This window comes from Streptomyces sp. ME02-8801-2C (assembly GCF_033793965.1).
Taxonomy (GTDB): Bacteria; Actinomycetota; Actinomycetes; order Streptomycetales; family Streptomycetaceae; genus Streptomyces.
This window is the reverse complement of the sequence record NZ_JARAXP010000001.1, coordinates 67,361-89,172: the sequence shown is the minus strand read 5'-3', so window position 1 is coordinate 89,172 and position 21,812 is coordinate 67,361. Positions and strand designations below refer to the sequence as shown.

The window sequence follows — 21,812 nt, the reverse complement described above, 5'->3', positions numbered from 1 at the left end:
GGCCCTCAGTCCTTGTGGACGGTCCCGTCCGGGTCGAGGCCCTTGAAGGACAGCAGGACGATCAGGATGCCGCCGCAGACGATCGCCGAGTCGGCGAGGTTGAAGACCGCGAAGTGCTTGGGCGCGATGAAGTCGACGACCGCGCCCTCGAAGACGCCCGGCGAGCGGAAGATGCGGTCGGTCAGGTTGCCCAGCGCGCCGCCGAGCAGCAGACCGAGCGCGATCGCCCAGGGCAGGCTGTAGAGCTTGCGGGCCAGGCGGGCGATCACGACGATCACGGACGCCGCGATGACCGTGAAGATCACGGTGAAGGCCTCACCCATGCCGAAGGCGGCGCCCGCGTTGCGGATCGCCTCGAACTTGAGCCAGTCCCCGATGATCTCGATCGGCGCGTGGTGCTCCAGCTTGGCGACCACGATCATCTTGCTGACGAGGTCCAGGGCGTACGCCAGCGCGGCGACCGTGAACAGGACGAGGATCCGGCGCCTGCCCCGGGGCCGCTCGTCCGGGGTCTCCGGTTCGGCGCCCGTCGCCTCTGGGATGTCCGGCGTACCGATGATGCGCTCCGCCTCTGCCACGTGAGTCCCTCAACCTAGGTTCCTGACTGAGGACGAGCGTACGACACGCCTCCCGGGAAGCGGTCAGTAGCGTCGCTCCTGCTTCTGCTTGCACTCGACGCACAGCGTCGCGCGCGGGAAGGCCTGCATACGTGCCTTGCCGATCGCGTTGCCGCAGTTCTCGCACAGGCCGTAGGTGCCCGCGTCCAGCCGTTCCAGGGCCCGCTCGTCCTGGATCAGCATCTCGCGCGCGTTGGCCGCCAGTGCCATCTCCCCCTCGCGCGTGATGTTCTTGGTACCGGTGTCCGCCTGGTCGTCGCCCGCGCCGTCCCCCGAGTCCCGCATGAGCCCCACGAGCGACTGCTCCGAGGTCGCGATCTCGGCGCGCAGCCGCACCACCTCGGACTGCAGTTCGGCGCGTGCCTCCGCCACCTCCTCGGGAGTCCACGGGTCCTCACCGGGGCGTACGGCGAGCTCGCCCGGTTCCGCCGCCCCGACGATCCGCGCCTTGGGTACCGCGCTGGGCTTCTTGGCCGCCGTGGCCGTGCCCGGACTCTTCTTCGCAACCACTGTCGTGGCTCCCGTCTTCGTCGCGGCCTCCGCCGCGCCCGCCTTGTTGGCCGTGCTCTTGGCCGTGCTCTTCGTGGAGGTGCGTTTCCTGACGACAGCCTTCTTGGCGGCCGATTTCCCCGCCACTGCCTTCGTGGCCGTCGTCTTCTCGGCGGCGCTCTTCCCGATGGCGCTCTTCTTCCCGTCCGTGCCCTTGCCACCGCCGGAGGCCCCCGCGGCCGTGGATCCCGTGGAACTGCTGGACGCCGACTGCTGTACGGCGGTCTTTTTCGCCACCATGGCCGCGGCCCCTTCACATATTGGGATCTTGCACGCGAATCGTGCTGGGACGATAAATCGACTTGAGTCCCGCGGCAACGGGGCACGTCACCCGATTCGCCCGCCCCACCACTCCCGCGGGGCGAGCCTGCAAGCGTTGTGCCCAGCTCTCCGCCGGGTAATCCGCCGAGCCGGACGTCCCGGAATCCGGACACCGGACCCGCGCCGTTCGGGTGGCGGGAAAACCGGTCGGCCGCTGTCGGTGGGGCGCCGTACACTGGGCGGAGCGAGAAGCGTGGATGGGGACGAGTAGCGGCGTACGCAGCCCAGAGCGACCCGGGGACGGTGGAAGCCCGGGGGCGAGCGCGACGCGAAGATCACCCCGGAGCCGCCGGAAGAAAGCCGCAGCGAGGCGAGCAGCACAGCCAAGGCCAGTAGACCCGGTATCGCGACCCCAATGAGGGGGCTCAACGGTGCGCACGAGGCACCGGGGAGCCAAGGAGGGTGGTACCGCGGGAGTACGCCGTACACGGCGTCCGGAGAATTCCGGCTCTCGTCCCTCCGACGGAAGGCAGAAAGTCCGCCGGAGGAAGCTCGCTGATGACAACGCCGACGTACCGCCAGGTGCCCGCCCAGGTCGACCTGCCCGCCCTCGAGCACGCCGTGCTCGAGTTCTGGCACGAGCAGAAGATCTTCGCCAAGAGCCTCGAGCAGTCCGAGGGCCGCCCTGAATGGGTGTTCTACGAGGGCCCGCCCACCGCCAACGGCATGCCCGGCGCCCACCACATCGAGGCCCGCGTCTTCAAGGACGTGTTCCCCCGCTTCCGCACCATGCGCGGCTTCCACGTGGCCCGCAAGGCCGGCTGGGACTGCCACGGCCTCCCGGTGGAGCTGGCGGTCGAGAAGGAGCTCGGCTTCTCCGGCAAGCAGGACATCGAGGCGTACGGCATCGCCGAGTTCAACGCCAAGTGCCGTGAGTCGGTGACCCGTCACACGGACGCCTTCGAGGCGCTCACTACCCGCATGGGGTACTGGACCGACCTCCACGACCCCTACCGCACGATGGACCCCGAGTACATCGAGTCGGTGTGGTGGTCGCTGAAGACGATCTTCGACAAGGGCCTGCTGACCCAGGACCACCGCGTAGCCCCCTGGTGTCCGCGCTGCGGCACGGGCCTGTCGGACCACGAGCTGGCCCAGGGCTACGAGACGGTCGTCGACCCGTCCGTGTACGTCCGTTTCCCACTCACCTCCGGTCCGCTGGCCGGCGAGGCCGCTCTCGTCGTCTGGACGACGACGCCCTGGACCCTCGTCTCCAACACCGCGGTCGCCGCCCACCCCGAGGTCACCTACGTGGTGGCGACGAACGGCGAGGAGAAGCTGGTCGTCGCCGAGCTGCTGCTCACCAAGGTGCTCGGTGAGGACTGGCAGCCCACCGGCCAGACCTTCACCGGCGCCGAGATGGAGCGCTGGTCCTATCAACGTCCGTTCGAGCTGGTGGAGTTCCCGGCGGACGTCCCCACCCACTACGTGGTCAACGCGGAGTACGTGACGACCGAGGACGGTACGGGCCTGGTCCACCAGTCCCCCGCCTTCGGTGAGGAAGACCTCAAGGTCTGCCGCTCGTACGGCCTGCCGGTCGTCAACCCCGTCCGCCCGGACGGCACCTTCGAGGCGGACGTCCCCCTCGTGGGCGGCGTCTTCTTCAAGAAGGCCGACGAACAGCTGACCGAGGACCTCCAGCAGCGCGGCCTCCTCTTCAAGCACATCCCGTACGAGCACAGTTACCCGCACTGCTGGCGCTGCCACACCGCGCTCCTCTACTACGCGCAGCCCTCCTGGTACATCCGCACCACCGCCGTCAAGGACCGTCTCCTCCAGGAGAACGAGAAGACCAACTGGTTCCCGGACACGGTCAAGAACGGCCGGTACGGCGACTGGCTGAACAACAACATCGACTGGGCGCTCTCCCGCAACCGCTACTGGGGCACCCCGCTCCCGATCTGGCGCTGCGAGGAGGACCACCTCACGGTCGTCGGCTCCCTCGCGGAGCTGACCGAGCTCACGGGCACCGACCAGTCGGGCCTGGACCCGCACCGCCCCTTCATCGACGCTGTCACCTTCGCCTGCCCCCAGGGCGACTGCGGACGGACGGCCACGCGCGTGCCGGAGGTCATCGACGCCTGGTACGACTCGGGTTCGATGCCGTTCGCGCAGTGGGGATACCCGTACAAGAACAAGGAACTGTTCGAGTCCCGCTACCCGGCGCAGTTCATCAGCGAGGCCATCGACCAGACCCGCGGCTGGTTCTACACGCTGATGGCGGTCGGCACCCTGGTCTTCGACAAGTCGTCCTACGAGAACGTGGTGTGCCTCGGCCACATCCTCGCCGAGGACGGCCGCAAGATGTCCAAGCACCTGGGCAACACCCTGGACCCGATCCCGCTGATGGACCGGCACGGCGCGGACGCGGTGCGCTGGTTCATGGCGGCCGGCGGTTCCCCGTGGGCGGCCCGCCGCGTCGGACACGGCACCATCCAGGAGGTCGTCCGCAAGACGCTCCTCACCTACTGGAACACGGTCGCCTTCCAGGCCCTGTACGCGCGTACGTCGAACTGGGCCCCCTCCGCGGCGGACCCGGCCCCGGCCGACCGCCCGGTCCTGGACCGCTGGCTCCTGTCCGAACTCCACGCGCTCACCGACCAGGTGACCCAGTCCCTGGAGGCGTACGACACCCAGCGCGCCGGCAAGCTCCTGTCGGCGTTCGTCGACGACCTGTCCAACTGGTACGTCCGCCGGTCCCGGCGCCGCTTCTGGCAGGGCGACAAGGCAGCGCTGCGCACCCTGCACGAGGTCGTCGAGACCGTCACGAAGCTGATGGCCCCGTTGACCCCGTTCATCACCGAGCGGGTCTGGCAGGACCTGGTGGTGCCGGTGACGCCGGGCGCCCCGGAATCCGTCCATCTGACCACCTGGCCCGAGGCGGACCTGTCCGCGATCGACCCGGAGCTGTCGAAGCAGATGGTGCTCGTACGGCGGCTGGTCGAGCTCGGCCGTGCCACGCGCGCGGAGTCGGGCGTGAAGACCCGGCAGCCGCTGTCCCGCGCCCTGGTCGCGGCGGCCGGCTTCGACAGCCTCGACCGTGAACTGCACGCGCAGATCACGGAGGAGCTCAACGTCAGCTCCCTCGCGTCCCTCTCCGACGTCGGCGGCTCGCTGGTCGACACCACCGCCAAGGCCAACTTCCGCGCCCTGGGCAAGCGGTTCGGCAAGCGCGTCCAGGACGTCGCGAAGTCCGTCGCGAACGCCGACGCGGCCGAGCTGTCCCTCGCCCTGCGCGCGGGCACGGCGTCGGTGGAGGTCGACGGCGAGACGGTCGCGCTGGCACCGGACGAGGTCATCATCACGGAGACCCCGCGCGAGGGCTGGTCGGTGGCGTCCGACTCGGGCGCGACGGTCGCCCTCGACCTGGAGATCACGGAGGAGCTGCGTCAGGCGGGCCTCGCCCGTGACGCGATCCGGCTGATCCAGGAGGCCCGCAAGAACAGCGGCCTCGACGTGGCAGACCGTATCGCGCTGCGCTGGTCGTCCACCGACCCGGCGGTCACCGCGGCCCTGGCCGAGCACTCGGGCCTGATCGCCGACGAGGTCCTGGCGACGGACTTCGGCGGGGGTGAGGCGGACGACACCTTCGGGGACCCGTTCACCGACGAGGGCCTGTCGCTGACGTTCCGTCTGCGCAAGGCGTAACGGCCACACGGACAGCGCGTACGAGGGCCCGGTCCCGCCAGAAACCTGGCGGGACCGGGCCCTCGGCGTCCTCGCTGGGCGAAGGGCCACGCAAAAAGGGCGGGGCCCCGGAAAAATCCGGGGCCCCGCCCTGAACGCCGACGACGCCTAAGGCGTACTAGAGGCCGTCAGTTGTCGTCCTCGTCGATCAGGAAGCCACGCATCGGTGAAGGAGCCTGACCCATGGGAGACGGGCCCTGCGGCCGGACCGGAGCCATGGGCTGGGTCATGGCCGGGGACATCTGCTGCTGGCCGCCGTAGGACGGAGCAGCCGGGCCGGGACCACCCATGCCCTGGTTGCCGCCGTACGACGGGGCACCGGCGCCGGCCGGAGCCATCGAGGGCGCCGGGGACGGCGGCAGGGAAGCCGTGGCCGGAGTGCGCGGCGGGGCCAGCGAGTCGTCGGCCTGGGTCTCCAGCTGACGCAGCTGCGACTCCAGGTAGGACTTCAGGCGGGTGCGGTACTCGCGCTCGAAGCCACGCAGATCCTCGACCTTGCGCTCCAGGGTGGCGCGGGCGGACTCCAGGGAGCCCATCGCGACACGGTGCTTCTCCTGGGCGTCCCGCTCAAGAGCGTCGGCCTTGGCGCGGGCGTCGCGCTCCAGGCCCTCGGCGCGGCTGCGTGCCTCGCCGACGATCTTGTTGGCCTCGGAACGAGCCTCGGCGATCGCCTGGTCGGCGGTCTGCTGGGCCAGCGAGAGAACACGCGCGGCGCTGTCGCCACCGGGACCCTGGCCGGGGCCGCCCATCGGGCCACCCATGGGACCGCCCATCGGGCCGCCCATCTGCTGCATCTGGCCCTGCATCTGCTGACCGGGCATCTGCTGCATCTGGCCGGGCATGCCGCCCTGGCCCATCTGACCCTGCATCGGACCCTGACCCATGGGGCCCTGACCCATCTGTCCCTGCATCGGGTTCTGACCCATGGGGCCCTGACCCATCGGGCCGGGACCCTGCGGACCGCCCTGGCCACCGGGGCCGGGGGGCAACTGCGGCGCACCGCTGGGCAGCTGGGGCGGGCCACCCATGGGGCCACCCATCTGCTGCTGCGGCGGGCCCGATATGCCGGCGGGCACCGGGCCGCCCGGGCCTCGCATGCCCTGCTGAGGCATTCCCTGCTGAGGCATGCCTTGCTGGGGCATGCCCTGTTGCTGCATACCCTGTTGCTGCATGCCCTGCTGGTCCTGCTGTTCCGGAGGCTTGCGCATGCCCTGCTGCTGGTTCTGTGCAGCGGCGCGCGTGGCAGCGGCCAGCTTGGCGCGCAGGTCCTCGTTCTCGCGGAGCAGGCGGGTCAGTTCGGCTTCGACCTCGTCGAGGAACGCATCGACCTCGTCCTCGTCATAGCCTTCTCGGAGGCGGACGGTCGTGAACTGCTTGTTCCGCACATCCTCGGGGGTCAATGGCATCTCTTCACCTCAACGTAGTCGTCGGCATTCGGCAAGACCGTATCGTTCACACCAACACCGACCTGACGACGGTGATCAGGATGTACACGATGATCATCAGTACGAAGAAGGACAGGTCAAGCGCCACGCCCCCGAGACGCAACGGCGGGATGAACCGCCGCAGAAGCTTGAGCGGTGGATCGGTGACAGTGTAGGTGGCCTCCAGAACGACCACCATCGCCTTGCCGGGCTGCCATGAGCGGGCGAACTGGAAGACGTAGTCCATGACCAACCGGAAGATCAGCACGATGAGGAAGCACATCAGCGCGATGTAGAGAACCTGTCCAACCACGCTCATGATCCGCGCTTACCTCTCCCCTGTTTCCGTGCTGCTGGGTACTACTACTGGTATTGCCTGATTACTGCTGTTCCGGTCGTGCGTCTCAGCTCTGGTTGAAGAACCCGCCCTCTGCGATGCGGGCCTTGTCCTCCGCCGTGACATCGACGTTAGCAGGCGACAACAGGAACACCTTCTGCGTCACCCGCTCGATGCTGCCGTGAAGACCAAACACCAAACCGGCCGCAAAGTCGACAAGTCGCTTCGCATCTGTGTCATCCATCTCAGTGAGATTCATGATCACAGGGGTGCCCTCACGGAAGTGTTCCCCGATGGTACGGGCCTCGTTGTACGTCCGGGGGTGAAGCGTGGTGATCCGGTAAGGCTCTCGTTCCGACACGACCTTGGGCATGATCACCGGTGCGTTCTTCTCCAGGCTCTGGCGTTCTTGTGTGATGGACGCCACGGGCGCGATCCGCGCCGGACGCCCGGAATCCGCACCGAGCGAAGCGGAATGCGGCACCGGATCACGCGGAGCGGACGGCTGCACCACTCGTACCGATTCATCCCTTTGGGACTGGTGCGGCTGATGGGACTGATGCGAACCGTGCGGCTGGTGCGAGGGCTCACGCCGCCGCAAGTCTCGCTCGGGCTCCGGGTCGAGTTCGGGCTCGAAGTCGTCATCGGGGTCGAATCCCCGGCCGTCGTACCCATCGTCCTCCACGAGGCCGAGGTAGACCGCCATCTTGCGCATCGCGCCGGCCATTGCTCTGAGTCCTCCGCTCTGTGGTGGATCGACTGACGAATGCCAAGTGCCCGTGATCCACGAGGTCGTTATGACCGCCTTTCGGCGATAATGACCATATTTTCTGCTGTGGTCCGACTTCCTGGCGACGTTACCCGAGCCTGGGACGGACTCCGAGTACCGCACCGCCGACGCGTACATGTGTCGCCCCGGCCGTCACGGCCTTTTCGAGGTCCGCACTCATCCCTGCGGACACCATGTTCGCAGCCGGATGCCTGCGGCGCATAGCAGTCGACAAATCCATCAGCCGCTCGAACGCCGCAAGTTCACGTCCGGCGTACGGTCCGGTCAGCGGGGCGACCGTCATCAGCCCGTCGAGCCTGAGCCCCTCGGCCCCGGCGACGAGGTCGGCCAACTCCTCGATCCCGCCCGGCCCCATGCCCCCGCGCTCCCCCCGCCCGCTCTCCCCGGCGTCCAGCGCGACCTGGATCAGACAACCCACCTCGCGCCCGGCCCGTACGGCCTCCTTGGACAGCCCGGAGACCAGCCGGTCACGGTCGACGGACTGCACGACACCGGCGTAACCGACCACGGAACGCACCTTGTTGGTCTGCAACTGACCCACGAAGTGCCAGGTGAGCGACAGATCCGCACATTCCTGGGCCTTGGGTGCCGCGTCCTGGTCACGGTTCTCGGCCACATGCCGCACACCGAGCTCCCACAGGATCCGCACATCGCTCGCGGGATAGGTCTTGGTGACGACGATCAGCGTCACCTCCTCCCGCTTGCGGCCCGCGGCCGCGCAGGCCCTCGCGATACGCTCCTCGACTGCCGCCAGATTTGCGGCGAGTTCGCGCTTACGGTCTGTCATGTCCTATCAGTCCAGCCAGACATAGCCTGCGAGCCGCCCGGTCGTGCGGTCTCGGCGGTACGAGAAGTGGTCGGCTGACTCCCGCGTGCACACCGGCGACTGCTGCCGGTCGCGCACCCCGAGCCGCTCCAGCTGTGCGTGCACTCCCGCGACCACGTCGACCGCCGGGGTGCCCCAGCTGGTCTCGGCCGCCGCGGCGGGTTCGACGGCGGCGACGTCGGCGCGCATCTCCCGCGGAACTTCGTAGCACCGGCCGCAGACCGCCGGGCCGGTGCGGGCGACGATGCGGGCGGGGTCGGCGCCCAGCGACTCCATGGCTTTCACGGCGGCGGGGACGACCCCGGCGACCAGTCCGGGCCGGCCCGCGTGGGCCGCGGCGACCACCTTGGCGACCGGGTCGGCCAGCAGAACCGGGACGCAGTCGGCGGTGAGGACGGCGAGAGCGAGACCGCTGGTCGCCGTGACCAGTCCGTCGACGGGCGGGACGGGCCTGCCGGCCCACGGCCCGTCGACCTCGGCGACGTCGTTGCCGTGCACCTGGTTCATCCAGACCACCCGCTCCGGGTCGAGACCCAGGGACTTGGCGGCCTGTTCACGATTCGTGCGGACGGCGGCCGGGTCGTCGCCGACCGCGCCGCCGAGGTTGAGCTCCTCGTACGGAACGGCGCTCACTCCGCCCCACCGGTCGGTGAAGGCGAAGTGCGCGCCGCTCGTGTCGCTCGTTTCGGAGCGCTGTCCTATCACTTCAGGAAGTCCGGCACGTCCAGTTCCTCGGCCGCACTGTCCGAGTAGGACCGGGACGGCGGGACCGGCGGGGAGACCGGGAGTTCGTTGACCGGCTCCGGGGCGGGTGCCGGGGCCTCCCGCGGCGTGACGCTGCCGAGCGACCCGAAGGACGGACGGCTCTCGGCGGAGGGCCGGACCGGCGTCGGTTCGTCGCGCTTGGCGCCGGCCGAGCCGAGGATGTTGTCGCGCTTGGCCGGGGGCTGGCCCCCGTCGAAGCCGGCCGCGATGACCGTGACCCGGACCTCGTCACCGAGCGCGTCGTCGATGACCGCGCCGAAGATGATGTTGGCCTCGGGGTGTGCGGCCTCGCTGACCAGCTGGGCGGCCTCGTTGATCTCGAACAGACCGAGGTCGGAGCCGCCGGAGATGGAGAGCAGGACGCCCCGGGCACCGTCGATGGAGGCCTCGAGGAGCGGCGAGGAGATCGCCATCTCGGCCGCCGCCACCGCGCGGTCGTCGCCGCGGGCCGAGCCGATGCCCATGAGGGCCGAACCGGCCTCGGACATCACGGACTTGACGTCGGCGAAGTCGAGGTTGATCAGACCGGGGGTGGTGATCAGGTCGGTGATGCCCTGGACACCGGAGAGCAGGACCTGGTCCGCCGACTTGAACGCGTCGAGGACCGAGACCTGGCGGTCCGAGATGGACAGCAGCCGGTCGTTGGGGATGACGATGAGGGTGTCGACCTCTTCGCGGAGTTCCGCGATGCCGTCCTCGGCCTGGTTGGCGCGGCGCCGTCCCTCGAAGGTGAACGGGCGGGTGACCACGCCGATGGTGAGGGCGCCGAGGTTGCGGGCGATGTTGGCCACGACGGGCGCGCCGCCGGTGCCGGTGCCGCCGCCCTCGCCGGCTGTCACGAAGACCATGTCGGCCCCCTTGAGGACCTCCTCGATCTCCTCGCGGTGGTCCTCTGCCGCTTTGCGGCCGACGGCCGGGTTGGCGCCGGCGCCGAGTCCGCGGGTGAGTTCGCGGCCGACGTCGAGCTTGACGTCGGCGTCGCTCATCAACAGCGCCTGAGCATCGGTGTTGATGGCGATGAACTCGACGCCCTTCAGACCGACCTCGATCATCCGGTTGATGGCGTTGACACCACCGCCGCCGACACCGATGACTTTGATGACTGCGAGGTAGTTCTGCGGTGCTGCCACGTCGAAGGCCTCTCGCCTCGAGTTACGTGTCGCCGTTCGCGGTGCGGCGAACGGACAACTCATGCCGAAGTGGGACGGTCCGAACGCCGACCCGAACCCTAACGTTGAAGTTTAGGGTTACCAGTGTGTCTGTTCCTTGGACTCTTCCGAACAGGACACTAAGTCGACAAGTGGCGCACGTTCAACGAACACGCCGAACCTCCCGTTTTTCTTTTCACCCTATGTGATCAGCCATAGCGATGCCCAACCAGGGTGCTGGCCTGCGCCGACAGACGTCAACTCCCTGATGACGCGGGGGCGGTGGGGACGCTCACGTCGAAGTGCCGCGCACCGGGAGCCGCTTTCATCAGAGCGGTGAGCGCACGGGCCTTCGCACCGCCCCTCTCGCCGCTCCCCCACGCGACGGTCCGGCCGTCGCCCAACTCCAGCGAGATGGAGTCGTACGAGCGGACCTCGACCGCCTTGACGGCGCGCGCGACGGCACTCGGCAGGTCGCCTGCCACCCGTACGGCCTCGCGCACCAGTCTGTCGCTGCCGAAGCGGCGCAGACTGGCGGTCTGCGATCCGGCCCCGGACAGCGTCAATTGCAATGCGGGTACACCTTCCGGGGCAACTGAAACCGTCGCGAATCGCACGCCTTTCGCGTCCACTTCGACATACTTGCCCCCTTTACCGGTGCTTTCGACAATCAGGACAGGGGTGCGTTCGACCACTTTCAGCCCGATTCCATGCGGCCAGGACCGAGCGACCTCAACCGAGTCAATTCGGGGCAATTTCCTGAGCAGTCGGGACTCAATGGCGTCCACGTCGACGGAAACGAGCGGTTTCCCGACGGGCACATCGGCGGCTTCGCGCACCTGCGCCTGCGTCAGAACCTCGGTCCCCGAGACCGACACGCGCTCCACATGGGTCCACCGGGATCCGTAGAGCACCCAGAGGGCGCCCCCGCCGAGGAGGACCAGGGCGAGGGCCAGGATGACGATCATACGAAGCCTGCGTGGCCCCAACCGGCGGACGAGGCCCGGCAGGCGGGGCGGGCGGGAGGGGTCCTGCTGTCGTTCGCCGCGTTCGGCGGTCGTCGCTCCTCCGGCCACGCCTGCCTGCCTTCCTCTTCGTCGCCTAGCGGTGGCGCGAGGCGATCGCCTCGTACACCATGCCGACGAGCAGCTCGTCGGCGTCCCGGCGCCCGAACTCGCTGGCGGCCCGGGACATCTCGTACAGCCGGTGCGGGTCGGCGAGCACGGGAAGGACCTGCCGCTGCACCCACTCGGGGGTCAGTTCCGCGTCGTCGACCAGAAGTCCACCGCCGGCCTTGACCACCGGCTGGGCGTTCAGCCGCTGTTCGCCGTTGCCGATGGGCAGCGGGACGTAGGCGGCCGGGAGTCCCACGGCGGAGAGTTCGGCGACGGTCATCGCGCCCGCGCGGCACAGCATCATGTCGGCCGCGGCGTACGCGAGGTCCATCCGGTCCACGTACGGTACCGGGATGTAGGGGGGCATCCCCGGCATCTGGTGGACCTGCGGCAGTTCGTTCTTCGGGCCGACCGCGTGCAGCACCTGGATGCCGGCCTGCTGGAGGTACGGCGCGACCCGCTCGACCACCTCGTTGAGGTGCCGGGCGCCCTGCGAGCCGCCGGAGACCAGCAGCGTCGGCAGACTCGGGTCGAGCCCGAACGCGGCCCGCGCCTGGGGCCGTACGGCGGCCCGGTCGAGGGTGGCGATCGAACGGCGCAGCGGGATGCCGATGTAGCGGGCGTCGCGGAGCTTGCTGTCCGGGGTGGAGACGGCGACCTGCGCGGCGTACCGCGAGCCGATCTTGTTGGCGAGGCCGGGCCGGGCGTTCGCCTCGTGGACGACGATCGGCACGCCCAGGCGCTTGGCGGCGAGGTAGCCGGGCAGGGCCACATAGCCGCCGAAGCCGACGACCGCGTCCGCCTTGGTGCGTTCCAGGATCTGCTCGGCGGCCTTGATCGTGCCGCGCAGCCGCCCGGGGACGGTGATCAGTTCGGGGGTGGGCTTGCGCGGCAGTGGGACCGCCGGGATCAGCGCCAGGTCATAGCCCCGCTCGGGAACGAGCCGGGTCTCCAGACCGCGTTCCGTGCCCAGGGCCGTGATCCCCACGGTGGGATCCTGCCTGCGCAGGGCGTCCGCGAGGGCGAGCGCGGGCTCGATGTGGCCGGCGGTCCCCCCACCGGCGAGTACGACATGCACCGAAATTCACCGCTCTCCGGACGTACGCGCCGCCGAGGCACGCCGTCTCATCGTGTTCCATCTCCGGGGGCTCCGATCGGACACCGGACCCCCGGCCCCCCGCTTTCTACCAAAGCGGGGTTGCCGCAACGAAAGCGCCGCCCGCGCACCCGGTTCGTCGCGGGCGAAGGCGATCAGCAGTCCCACGGCGAACATGGTCGGCAACAGGGCGGAACCCCCGTAGGAGAACAGCGGGAGCGGGACACCGGCGATCGGCAGCAGGCCGAGCACCGCACCGATGTTGATCACCGCCTGAGCGGTGATCCAGGTGGTCACACCTCCCGCGGCGTACCTCACGAAGGGGTCCTCCGTGCGTCCGGCCACGCGGATACCCGCATAGCCTAGAGCCGCGAAGAGGGCGAGCACCGACAGCGTCCCCGCCAGGCCCAGTTCCTCACCGGTGACGGCAAAGATGAAGTCGGTGTGCGCTTCGGGGAGTTGCCCCCATTTTTCCATACTCGCGCCGAGGCCCGAACCGAACAGGCCACCGGAGGCGAGCGCGTAGATTCCGTGCACCGCCTGCCAGCAGGAGTTGGCCCCGGTGCCCGGTTCGGTGGCGCCGATGCACTGGAAGCGGGCCATGCGGTTGGGGCTCGTCTTGATGAGGACGAGCCCGATGAACGCGGCGACGGACAGCACACCCACGAACAGCCGCGTGGGCGCCCCGGCCAGCCACAGCAGGCCGAACAGGATGGCGGTGAGGATGATCGCCGTCCCCATGTCGCCGCCGAGCATGATCAGGCCGAGCAGCATGAACGTCACCGGGACCAGCGGCACCAGCATGTGCTTCCACTGCGTGAGCAGCCGCTTGTCCTCCTTGCGGGCAATCAGGTCGGCGCCCCACAGCACCAGGGCGAGCTTGCCGAACTCGCTCGGCTGGATCTGGAAGGAGCCGCCCAGCGAGATCCAGTTCTGGTTGCCGTTGATGGACAGCCCTATCCCGGGCACCTGGACGAGGACCATCAGAAAGACGGAGCCGGCGAGGATCGGGTAGGCGAGCGCCCGGTGCAGCTTCACCGGCATGCGCGAGGCCACGAACAGCAGCACACCGCCGATCGTGGCGGCGAGGAACTGCTTGCGGAAGAAGTAGGACCCGGGCAGCGACAGCTGGAGCGCCTTGATCTGGGAAGCCGAGTAGACCATCACCAGCCCGAGCACCGTGATCAGCAGCGACCCGCCGAGAATCACGTAGTACGCGGTCAACGGCCGGTCCCAGGCCCGCTGGATCCGCCGGTGGAGCGTGCGCACGGGATTGTCGCGAGGCGGGCGGGGGGCGGCGGGCCGCCGAACCCGAACGGCCCGCTGCACGGGCGGACGCCCGGTACGGCTACTGGGCATCAGAGGCCTCCCGCCCAACCGCTGAAGGGCGCGCGCAGCGGCCCTTCAGGGGCGCGGGGAACTGCGCGACCAGCCCCCCACCGGACCGGCACCGAACAACGCACCGACAGTTCCCGAGCCACAACCAACCTCACGCGTACCTCCAGGCACCGCGGCCGAAGACCGACCGTCAGGTCCCCGTACCGAGTTCGCGAACCGCCTGCGCGAACGCGTCACCGCGTTTGTTGTAGTTGGCGAACATGTCCATGGAGGCACAGGCCGGGGCCAACAGCACCGTGTCGCCCGGCGTAGCCAACCGCCGGGCCTCCTGAACAGCCGCTCGCATCGCCCCAGTGTCGGTCCGGTCGAGGTCGACGACGGGTACTTCCGGCGCGTGTCGCGCGAGCGCTTCGCCGATCAGCGCACGGTCGGCGCCGATCAGCACCACCCCGCGAAGTCGCTTTGCCGACTTGGCGACGAGTTCGTCGAAGGTCGCGCCCTTGGCGAGTCCGCCGGCGATCCACACGATCGACTCGTACGCCGCCAAGGAGGCCTCGGCCGCGTGGGTGTTGGTCGCCTTGGAGTCGTCGATGTACGCGACGTCGTCCACGTCGGCCACGTGCGCGATGCGGTGCGCGTCCGGGGTGAAGGCCCGCAGGCCGTCCCGGACCGCCTTCGCGGGCACCCCGAAGGCGCGGGCGAGGGCAGCTGCGGCAAGGGCGTTGGCGATGTTGTGCGGTGCGGGCGGGTTGACGTCCCCGATCTCGGCCAGTTCCTGGGCGTTCCGCTGCCGGTTCTCCACGAACGCGCGGTCGACCAGGATGCCGTCCACGACGCCGAGTTGGGACGGTCCGGGCGCACCGAGCGTGAACCCGATGGCGCGGCACCCCTCCTCGACGTCCGCGCCGCGCACCAGGTCCTCGGTTGCCTTGTCGGCAACGTTGTAGACACAGGCGACCCGATTGCCCTCGTAGATACGGCCCTTGTCGGCGGCGTACGCCTCCATGGAACCGTGCCAGTCGAGGTGGTCGGGGGCGATGTTGAGGACGGCGGCGGAGTGGGCGCGCAGGGAGGGCGCCCAGTGGAGCTGGTAGCTGGAGAGTTCGACGGCCAGGACGTCGTACGGCTCGTCGCCGAGGACGACGTCGATGATCGGCGTGCCGATGTTGCCGACGGCGGCCGTACGCAGGCCTGCCGCGCGCAGGATCGACGCGAGCATCTGGGTGGTGGTCGTCTTGCCGTTGGTGCCGGTGATCGCCAGCCATGGGGCTGGTTCTCGACCGTCCCGGCCGCGCAGCCGCCAGGCGATCTCCACGTCGCCGACCACGTCCACGCCCGCCTCGGCCGCCGCCGCGAAGAGCGGTGAACTCGGTTTCCAGCCGGGCGAGGTGACGACCAGTTGGGTGCCCTCGGGCAGGGTCTCCGCGTCCCCGAGGCGTACCTCGATGCCGTCCAGAGCCGCCGCGCGTTCCCGGTGGGCCTCGGAGTCTCCGCCGTCCACGACGGTGACCTGGGCGCCGAGCGCGGCCAGGGCGCGGGCGGCGCTGATACCGCTCACGCCGAGGCCCGCGACGGTGACCCGCATGCCTTCCCAGTCGCCACCCTGCCCGGAGGTCACTTTCCGGCCGCCCATCCCGCGTAGAAGATGCCCAGTCCGACGATCACGCAGATGCCCTGGATGATCCAGAAGCGGACCACGACAAGGACTTCGGACCACCCCTTGAGTTCGAAGTGGTGCTGGAGTGGCGCCATGCGGAAGACGCGCTTGCCTGTCGTGCGGAACGAGCCGACCTGGATGACCACCGACATGGTGATCAGGACGAACAGGCCGCCGAGGAGCGCCAGCAGCAGCTCCGTACGGGAGCAGATCGCGAGGCCGGCGAGCGCGCCGCCCAGGGCCAGCGAACCGGTGTCACCCATGAAGATCTTGGCGGGTGACGTGTTCCACCACAGGAAGCCGAGGCAGGAACCCATCAGGGCCGAGGCGACGACGGCGAGGTCGAGCGGATCTCGTACCTCGTAACAGGCGGAGGGGTTGGTCAGGGTCTGCGCGTTGGCGCAGGACTCCTGGAACTGCCAGACGCCGATGAACGTGTAGGCGCCGAAGACGAGGACGGAGGCGCCGGTGGCGAGGCCGTCCAGACCGTCCGTCAGGTTCACGCCGTTCGACATCGCCAGGATCATGAAGAGCGCCCAGGCGACGAACAGCACCGGGCCGATCGTCCAGCCGAAGTCCTGGACGAAGGAGAGCTTCGTCGAGGCGGGCGTGTTGCCGCGGTTGTCCGCGAACTGCAGTGACAGGACGGCGAAGGCGATACCGCCGCCGAGCTGACCCGCCATCTTCGCCTTGGCCCGCAGACCGAGCGAGCGGCGCTTGACGATCTTGATGTAGTCGTCCAGGAAGCCGACCAGGCCCATGCCCGCCATCAGGCCGATCACCAGCACGCCCGAGAAGGTCGGCGGGGGCGTGTCGGCCTCTCCCAGGCCGGTGAAGACCTTGGAGAGGAAGTACGCGGCGATCGTCGCCAGGATGAAGGCGATACCGCCCATCGTCGGCGTACCGCGCTTGGCGTGGTGCTCGCGCGGGCCGTCGTCGCGAATGTACTGACCGTAGCCCTTGCGGGCCAGGAGCTTGATCAGCAGCGGGGTGCCGATCAGGGTCAGGAAGAGGCCAATGACTCCTGCGAACAGGATCTGCTTCATCATCGGGCGGAAACCTCACCCTCGGCACCGGTCGCCAGCAGCGCCTGCGCCACGCTTTCCAGCCCGACCGACCGGGACGCCTTCACGAGCACGACATCCCCCGGGCGCAGCTCGCTGCGCAACAGGTCGACAGCCGCCTGTGCGTCGGACACGTGCACCGACTCCTCACCCCACGAACCCTCGTTATATGCGCCCAGTTGGAGCCAGGACGCTTCCCTGCCCCCGACCGCGACGAGCTTGCCGACATTGAGCCGGACGGCCAGCCGTCCGACCGCGTCGTGCTCGGCGAGCGCCTCGTCCCCGAGCTCGGCCATCTTGCCGAGCACCGCCCACGTACGGCCCCCTTTTGCCTGAGCGGCTGTGCCCATTGCCGCGAGCGCGCGCAAAGCCGCTCGCATGGACTCGGGGTTCGCGTTGTAGGCGTCGTTGACGATCGTCACGCCGTCCGGGCGCTCGGTGACCTCCATCCGCCAGCGGGAGAGGGAGCCCGCCTCGGAGAGCGCGGTGGCGATCTCGTCTGCGGACATGCCCAGCTCATGGGCGACGGCGGCGGCGGCGAGCGCGTTCGACACGTGGTGCTCACCGTACAGGCGCATGGTCACGTCGCTTGCACCGGAGGGTGTGTGGAGCCTGAAGGCGGGCTGTCCCCTGTCCGTGAGTCGCACGTTCTCGGCGCGTACGTCCGCTTCGCCGGACTCTCCGAAGAAGATCACCTTCGCCTTTGTTCGAGCCGCCATGGCCCGCACGAGGGGATCGTCCGCGTTGAGGATCGCGGTGCCGCCGTCGGCCTCGGCGGGGAGCGCCTCGACGAGTTCGCCCTTCGCCTGTGCGATCTGTTCGCGACCGCCGAACTCGCCGATGTGGGCGGTGCCCACGTTGATGACGAGGCCGATCCGTGGGGGCGTCAGCTCGGCGAGATAGCGAATGTGACCGATTCCGCGGGCGCCCATCTCCAGGACCAGGAACCTGGTCTCCTCGGTGGCGCTCAGCGCGGTCAGCGGCAGCCCGATCTCGTTGTTGAGGGAGCCGGGTGTGAAGACCGTCGGTGCCTTGTGCCGCAGCACCTGGGCGATCAGGTCCTTGGTGCTGGTCTTGCCCGCGGAGCCGGTGAGGGCCACGAGGGTCGCGCCGAGCTTGCGCACCACGTGCCGGGCGAGGGCGCCCAGCGCCCGCTGGACGTCGTCCACGACGATCGCGGGCACGCCGACCGGCCGGGACGCCAGTACGGCGACCGCGCCCGCCTCGACGACCGCGGCCGCGAAGTCATGGCCGTCGACGCGCTCGCCGGCGAAGGCGACGAAGAGACTGCCGGGTTCCACCTCACGGGAGTCCCTGACGACCTGTCCGGTGACCTGGACCGACGGATCCGGTATGTCGTGCGTCTGCCCGCCGACGACTGCTGCGATCTCGGCGAGAGAGAGGGCGATCACAAGTTCATCCCTGGGTCTGCTGGATAGCTTCGCGAAGCACCTGGCGGTCGTCGAAGGGACGAACCACTCCGGCGATGTCCTGGCCCTGCTCGTGGCCCTTGCCGGCGACCAGCACGGTGTCCCCGGGCCGCGCGCGGGCCACGGCGGCGGCGATGGCCGCGGCCCGGTCCTCGAACACCTGGACCTCGCCACGCTCGTGGGCCGGCACGGAGGCCGCCCCCTGGAGCATGGTCGCGAGGATCGCGAGGGGGTCCTCGGAACGGGGGTTGTCGGAGGTCAGTACGGCGGTGTCGGCGAGCCTGGCCACGGCGGCACCCATGGGGGCGCGCTTGGTCGTGTCCCGGTCGCCGCCGCAGCCGAGCACCACGTGCAGGCTGCCCTCGGTGACCTTGCGCAGCGCGCGCAGCACCGATTCGACGGCGTCCGTCTTGTGCGCGTAGTCGACGACCGCGAGATACGGCTGACCCACGTCCACCCGTTCGAGGCGTCCCGGCACTCCCGGTACGGCGGCGATGCCGTCGGCGGCGGTCTGCGGGTCGAGCCCGGCCTCGGCGAGGGCGACGATCGCGGCGAGGGTGTTGGCGACGTTGAAGGTGCCGGCGAGCGGCGCCCTCGCGCCGATCCGCTGATCCTTGGGGCCGACGACCGTGAACGTCGAGTCCATCGGGCCGACCTGGACGTTCTCGGCGCGCCAGTCGGCGTCCGGGTGGCCCTCGGCGGAGAAGGTGACGACCGGGACGGTGGCCTCCTGGGCGAGGCGTCGGCCGTAGGGGTCGTCGTGGTTGACGACCCCGAGTTTGCTGCGTTCGGGCGTGAACAGCCGCGCCTTGGCCCGGAAGTAGTCCTCCATGTCGGAGTGGAACTCCATGTGCTCCGGGCTGAGGTTGGTGAAAACGGCGATGTCGAACACGCAGCCGTCGACCCGGCCGAGGACCAGCGCGTGGCTGGAGACCTCCATGGCGACCGCCTCGACCCCGCGCTCGCGCATCACGGCGAACAGGGCCTGGAGATCGGTGGCCTCGGGTGTGGTGCGCTCGGACTTGATGCGCTCGTCGCCGATGCGGGTCTCGACCGTGCCGATCAGTCCGGTGGCCCGGTCCGTCTTGAGGCCGCCCTCGACGAGGTAGGCGGTGGTGGTCTTGCCCGAGGTGCCGGTGATGCCGATCTGGAGCAGGTCGCGCCCCGGACGGCCGTAGATCGTGGCCGCCAGTTCGCCCATCCGCGCGCGCGGGTCGTCGGCCACCAGCACCGGAAGTCCGGTGGCGGCGGCGCGTTCGGCGCCCGTGGGGTCGGTCAGCACGGCGGCGGCGCCGAGGCCGGCGGCCTGCGTCACGAAGTCGGCGCCGTGCAGCCGGGCGCCCGGGAGGGCGGCGTACAGGTCGCCGGGGCGCACCGCGCGCGAGTCGTGCGTGATGCCCGTGATTCCGGCGTCCTGGGTGGTCTGGGGCCGCGAGGCACCCAGTTGTCCGGCGAGTTCCGCGAGGGGTGTGGCGGAGACGTGAACCGGCCTTGGCGGCCCCGGATATGTCACAGGAACGCCCTTCTGGGTGGTTTGGTACTGATCAGCGTGTGGCACGGCGGTGAGCGTACCGGGCGCACCCCCGGACGAGCGAAGTGAGGGCGCGGGCGGGGTGTGCGCCGGGGTGCTGTGCCCCGGGTCGGGTGAGTTCGTCGTCACGAGCTGTTTCCTGGCTGGTTTCCGTGCTGATCAGGGTGTGAAGGCCACGGGGAGATTCGCGGCCTTGGCCCCGGTGGGCGGCACCTGAAGGGTCTTCAGGGCGAACTCCATGACCTCCTTGTAGATGGGGCCACAGATCTGACCTCCGAAGTAGCTGCCTTTGGTGGCGTTCTGGATGGCGCAGTACACGGTGATGCGCGGGTTGTCGGCGGGGGCGAACCCGGCGAACGACGACGTATAGCCGTGGTAGCGGCCGGTGGCCGGATCCACGCGGTTCGCCGTACCCGTCTTGCCCGCCACCCGGTAGCCGGGGATGCGCGCCTTGGTGCCGGTGCCCTCCTCGTCGTCCACGACGGACTCCAGCATCTTGGCGAGGGTCTTCGCCGTCCTCGCGCTGACGACCCGGGTCTTCTTGGGCTCGGCGGCGGGGGTGAACCTGCCGTCGGCGCCCTTGGTGCCCCGGATCAGGGTCGGCTCCACGCGGACGCCGCCGTTGGCGATCGTCGAGTACACGGAGGCCGCCTGCATCGCGTTGAGGGAGACACCCTGGCCGAAAGGGATCGTGAACTGCTGGGAGGTCGACCACTGGTCGGGCGGGGCGAGGATGCCCTTGGTCTCGCCGGGGAAGTCCAGTCCGCTGTAGCTGCCGAGGCCGAACTTGCGCAGGTAGGAGTAGAGGACCTGGTTGGACCGCGCCTGGGTCTTGCCCAGTTGGCCGGTGGCCAGGATGGTGCCGATGTTGCTGGACTTGGCGAGCACGCCGTTGAGGGTGAGGTACCAGGTCGGGTGGTTGATGTCGTCCTTGAAGAGCCGGTCTCCTCGGTGCAGCCGGTTGGGCACGACGACATGTGTCGTGGGCGTGGCGACGTTCTCCTCGATCACGGCGGCCATCGACATGACCTTGGCCGTGGAGCCGGGTTCGTAGGCGTCCTGGAGGGCCGCGTTGCCGAGCGCGTCCGGGTTCGCCCTGGTGAGGTCGTTGGGGTCGAAGCCGGGCGAGTTGGCCATGGCCAGGATCTGGCCGGTGCGAGTGTCCTGCACTATCACGTATCCGCGGTCCGCCTTCGACTCCTTCACCTGCTCGGTGATGGCGTTCTGCGCGGCCCACTGGATGTCACGGTCGATGGTCAGTTCGACGTCGGAACCGGGTACGGCGGGTGTCTCGGTGGAGTCGGCGGTGGGCACCTGGCGTCCCCCTGACTGCGCGTACCGGATCTTGCCGTCCTTCCCCGCCAGTTCCCCGTTCAGCTGCTGTTCGAGGCCGCCGCCGCCCTTGCCGTCGGCGCTGACCCAGCCCAGCAGTCCGGCGGCCAGTCCACCGTTCGGATAGACACGCTTGCTCGCGGGCACGGCCAGCACACCGGCGAGGACGTTGACGGTGGTCGGGTCGGTTGCGGACTTGGCGGCGAGGGTGGACTTCAGGTCCTTGATCTGCGTCCACACCTGCGGGGTCTGGCGGTGCGCGAGCAGCGTGTAGCGCGTGTTCGGCGTCTTCAGCTTCCTGGCGACGTCGTTGGCGTCCTGCCCCAGGATCGGGGCGAGGAGAGCGGCGGCCTGCTCGGGGGCGTCGCTCAGTTTCGTGCTCTTCGGCGTGAACATCGTCGGGTCGGCGGTGATGTCGTACGCGTCCACGCTGGTCGCCAGTTCGACGCCGTTGCGGTCGGTGATCTCGCCGCGTTCGGCGGCCAGGGTGCGGCCGACGTACCGGTTCTGCTCGGCCATGGCGGCGTACACGCTCGCGTCGACGGCCTGCACCTGGAGCAGCCGTACGACGAAGGCGATCATCACCAGGGCCAGCCCGAGGCTGACCATGCGCAGCCGGGGCCGGGGGCTGCCGAGCCGGATGACCTTCGGCCCGGTGGGGCGGCCGGCGACGGGACGACGGGCGGGGCGGGCGCCGGGGCCCGGACGCCGGGGGGCTCCGGGGCGGGCGGACCTGGCCGGGGCGGGCACCCGGCGGCGCGGCGGTTCCCTGTCGGACACTTCCG

17 protein-coding genes are annotated in these 21,812 nt (G+C 69.5%); 1 reads left to right on the top strand and 16 read right to left on the bottom strand.

The annotated features are described in order from the left end of the window. Positions 1-5: 5 nt before the first annotated feature. A complete protein-coding gene (lspA, locus tag PV396_RS00405) occupies positions 6-578 on the bottom strand; it encodes a signal peptidase II (RefSeq protein ID WP_319199530.1) in 573 nt (190 codons plus the stop codon). A gap of 63 nt (positions 579-641) precedes the next feature. Further along, positions 642-1,406, bottom strand: a complete 765-nt coding sequence (locus tag PV396_RS00400) for a TraR/DksA family transcriptional regulator (RefSeq protein WP_319199529.1) — start codon at positions 1,404-1,406, stop codon at positions 642-644. A 579-nt stretch (positions 1,407-1,985) separates the two neighbouring features. Here PV396_RS00400 and ileS point away from each other — a divergent pair. Beyond that, entirely contained in the window at positions 1,986-5,135 is a 3,150-nt protein-coding gene (ileS, locus tag PV396_RS00395; protein WP_319199528.1) for an isoleucine--tRNA ligase, read from the top strand. 167 nt (positions 5,136-5,302) lie between these two features. Here ileS and PV396_RS00390 read toward each other — a convergent pair whose 3' ends face one another. The 14 genes from PV396_RS00390 to PV396_RS00325 form a co-directional block, all read right to left on the bottom strand. Then, positions 5,303-6,580 carry a DivIVA domain-containing protein gene (locus PV396_RS00390; protein WP_319199527.1) on the bottom strand — a complete coding sequence of 426 codons (1,278 nt, stop codon included), beginning with the start codon at positions 6,578-6,580 and terminating at the stop codon, positions 5,303-5,305. Positions 6,581-6,626: 46 nt separating this feature from the next. After that, positions 6,627-6,917: a YggT family protein gene (locus PV396_RS00385; protein WP_319199526.1), complete on the bottom strand. Its 291-nt coding sequence runs from the start codon at positions 6,915-6,917 to the stop codon at positions 6,627-6,629. Between the two features lie 85 nt (positions 6,918-7,002). Further along, complete coding sequence (locus PV396_RS00380) at positions 7,003-7,662, bottom strand: cell division protein SepF (RefSeq protein ID WP_319199525.1); 660 nt, start codon at positions 7,660-7,662, stop codon at positions 7,003-7,005. 130 nt (positions 7,663-7,792) lie between these two features. After that, positions 7,793-8,512, bottom strand: coding sequence for a YggS family pyridoxal phosphate-dependent enzyme (locus PV396_RS00375; protein WP_319199524.1), 720 nt, complete (start codon positions 8,510-8,512; stop codon positions 7,793-7,795). Positions 8,513-8,518: 6 nt separating this feature from the next. After that, positions 8,519-9,256 (bottom strand): peptidoglycan editing factor PgeF, encoded by a 738-nt coding sequence (gene pgeF, locus PV396_RS00370; RefSeq protein WP_319199523.1) that lies wholly within the window; start codon positions 9,254-9,256, stop codon positions 8,519-8,521. Beyond that, positions 9,253-10,446 carry a cell division protein FtsZ gene (gene ftsZ / locus PV396_RS00365; RefSeq protein ID WP_319199522.1) on the bottom strand — a complete coding sequence of 398 codons (1,194 nt, stop codon included), beginning with the start codon at positions 10,444-10,446 and terminating at the stop codon, positions 9,253-9,255. Before ftsZ ends, pgeF begins: the two co-directional genes overlap by 4 nt. A gap of 275 nt (positions 10,447-10,721) precedes the next feature. Then, the gene (locus tag PV396_RS00360; RefSeq protein WP_319199521.1) at positions 10,722-11,540 is read right to left on the bottom strand and encodes a cell division protein FtsQ/DivIB; all 819 of its coding nucleotides are present in this window, start codon (positions 11,538-11,540) and stop codon (positions 10,722-10,724) included. A 25-nt stretch (positions 11,541-11,565) separates the two neighbouring features. After that, entirely contained in the window at positions 11,566-12,657 is a 1,092-nt protein-coding gene (murG, locus tag PV396_RS00355; RefSeq protein ID WP_319199520.1) for an undecaprenyldiphospho-muramoylpentapeptide beta-N-acetylglucosaminyltransferase, read from the bottom strand. A gap of 6 nt (positions 12,658-12,663) precedes the next feature. After that, the gene (gene ftsW / locus PV396_RS00350) at positions 12,664-14,034 is read right to left on the bottom strand and encodes a putative lipid II flippase FtsW (protein ID WP_319199519.1); all 1,371 of its coding nucleotides are present in this window, start codon (positions 14,032-14,034) and stop codon (positions 12,664-12,666) included. A gap of 169 nt (positions 14,035-14,203) precedes the next feature. Further along, positions 14,204-15,646: a UDP-N-acetylmuramoyl-L-alanine--D-glutamate ligase gene (gene murD, locus PV396_RS00345; RefSeq protein ID WP_319199518.1), complete on the bottom strand. Its 1,443-nt coding sequence runs from the start codon at positions 15,644-15,646 to the stop codon at positions 14,204-14,206. Further along, positions 15,628-16,716, bottom strand: coding sequence for a phospho-N-acetylmuramoyl-pentapeptide-transferase (gene mraY, locus PV396_RS00340; RefSeq protein ID WP_319200580.1), 1,089 nt, complete (start codon positions 16,714-16,716; stop codon positions 15,628-15,630). Before mraY ends, murD begins: the two co-directional genes overlap by 19 nt. Further along, on the bottom strand, positions 16,716-18,146 hold the full coding sequence (locus PV396_RS00335; protein ID WP_319199517.1) for a UDP-N-acetylmuramoyl-tripeptide--D-alanyl-D-alanine ligase: 1,431 nt from the start codon (positions 18,144-18,146) through the stop codon (positions 16,716-16,718). The genes mraY and PV396_RS00335 overlap by 1 nt, the downstream gene beginning before the upstream one ends. A gap of 4 nt (positions 18,147-18,150) precedes the next feature. Beyond that, a complete protein-coding gene (locus PV396_RS00330; RefSeq protein WP_319199516.1) occupies positions 18,151-19,824 on the bottom strand; it encodes a UDP-N-acetylmuramoyl-L-alanyl-D-glutamate--2,6-diaminopimelate ligase in 1,674 nt (557 codons plus the stop codon). Between the two features lie 30 nt (positions 19,825-19,854). Then, positions 19,855-21,807 (bottom strand): penicillin-binding protein 2, encoded by a 1,953-nt coding sequence (locus PV396_RS00325; protein WP_319199515.1) that lies wholly within the window; start codon positions 21,805-21,807, stop codon positions 19,855-19,857. Positions 21,808-21,812 lie beyond the last annotated feature (5 nt).

Excerpts from the sequence above, each read along its gene's own strand:
- PV396_RS00400 (WP_319199529.1), bottom strand. The coding sequence starts at position 1,406 with ATGGTGGCGAAAAAGACCGCCGTACAGCAGTCGGCGTCCAGCAGTTCC.
- ileS (WP_319199528.1), top strand. The coding sequence starts at position 1,986 with ATGACAACGCCGACGTACCGCCAGGTGCCCGCCCAGGTCGACCTGCCC.
- PV396_RS00390 (WP_319199527.1), bottom strand. The coding sequence starts at position 6,580 with ATGCCATTGACCCCCGAGGATGTGCGGAACAAGCAGTTCACGACCGTC.
- PV396_RS00385 (WP_319199526.1), bottom strand. The coding sequence starts at position 6,917 with ATGAGCGTGGTTGGACAGGTTCTCTACATCGCGCTGATGTGCTTCCTC.
- PV396_RS00380 (WP_319199525.1), bottom strand. The coding sequence starts at position 7,662 with ATGGCCGGCGCGATGCGCAAGATGGCGGTCTACCTCGGCCTCGTGGAG.
- PV396_RS00375 (WP_319199524.1), bottom strand. The coding sequence starts at position 8,512 with ATGACAGACCGTAAGCGCGAACTCGCCGCAAATCTGGCGGCAGTCGAG.
- ftsW (WP_319199519.1), bottom strand. The coding sequence starts at position 14,034 with ATGCCCAGTAGCCGTACCGGGCGTCCGCCCGTGCAGCGGGCCGTTCGG.
- murD (WP_319199518.1), bottom strand. The coding sequence starts at position 15,646 with ATGGGCGGCCGGAAAGTGACCTCCGGGCAGGGTGGCGACTGGGAAGGC.
- mraY (WP_319200580.1), bottom strand. The coding sequence starts at position 16,716 with ATGAAGCAGATCCTGTTCGCAGGAGTCATTGGCCTCTTCCTGACCCTG.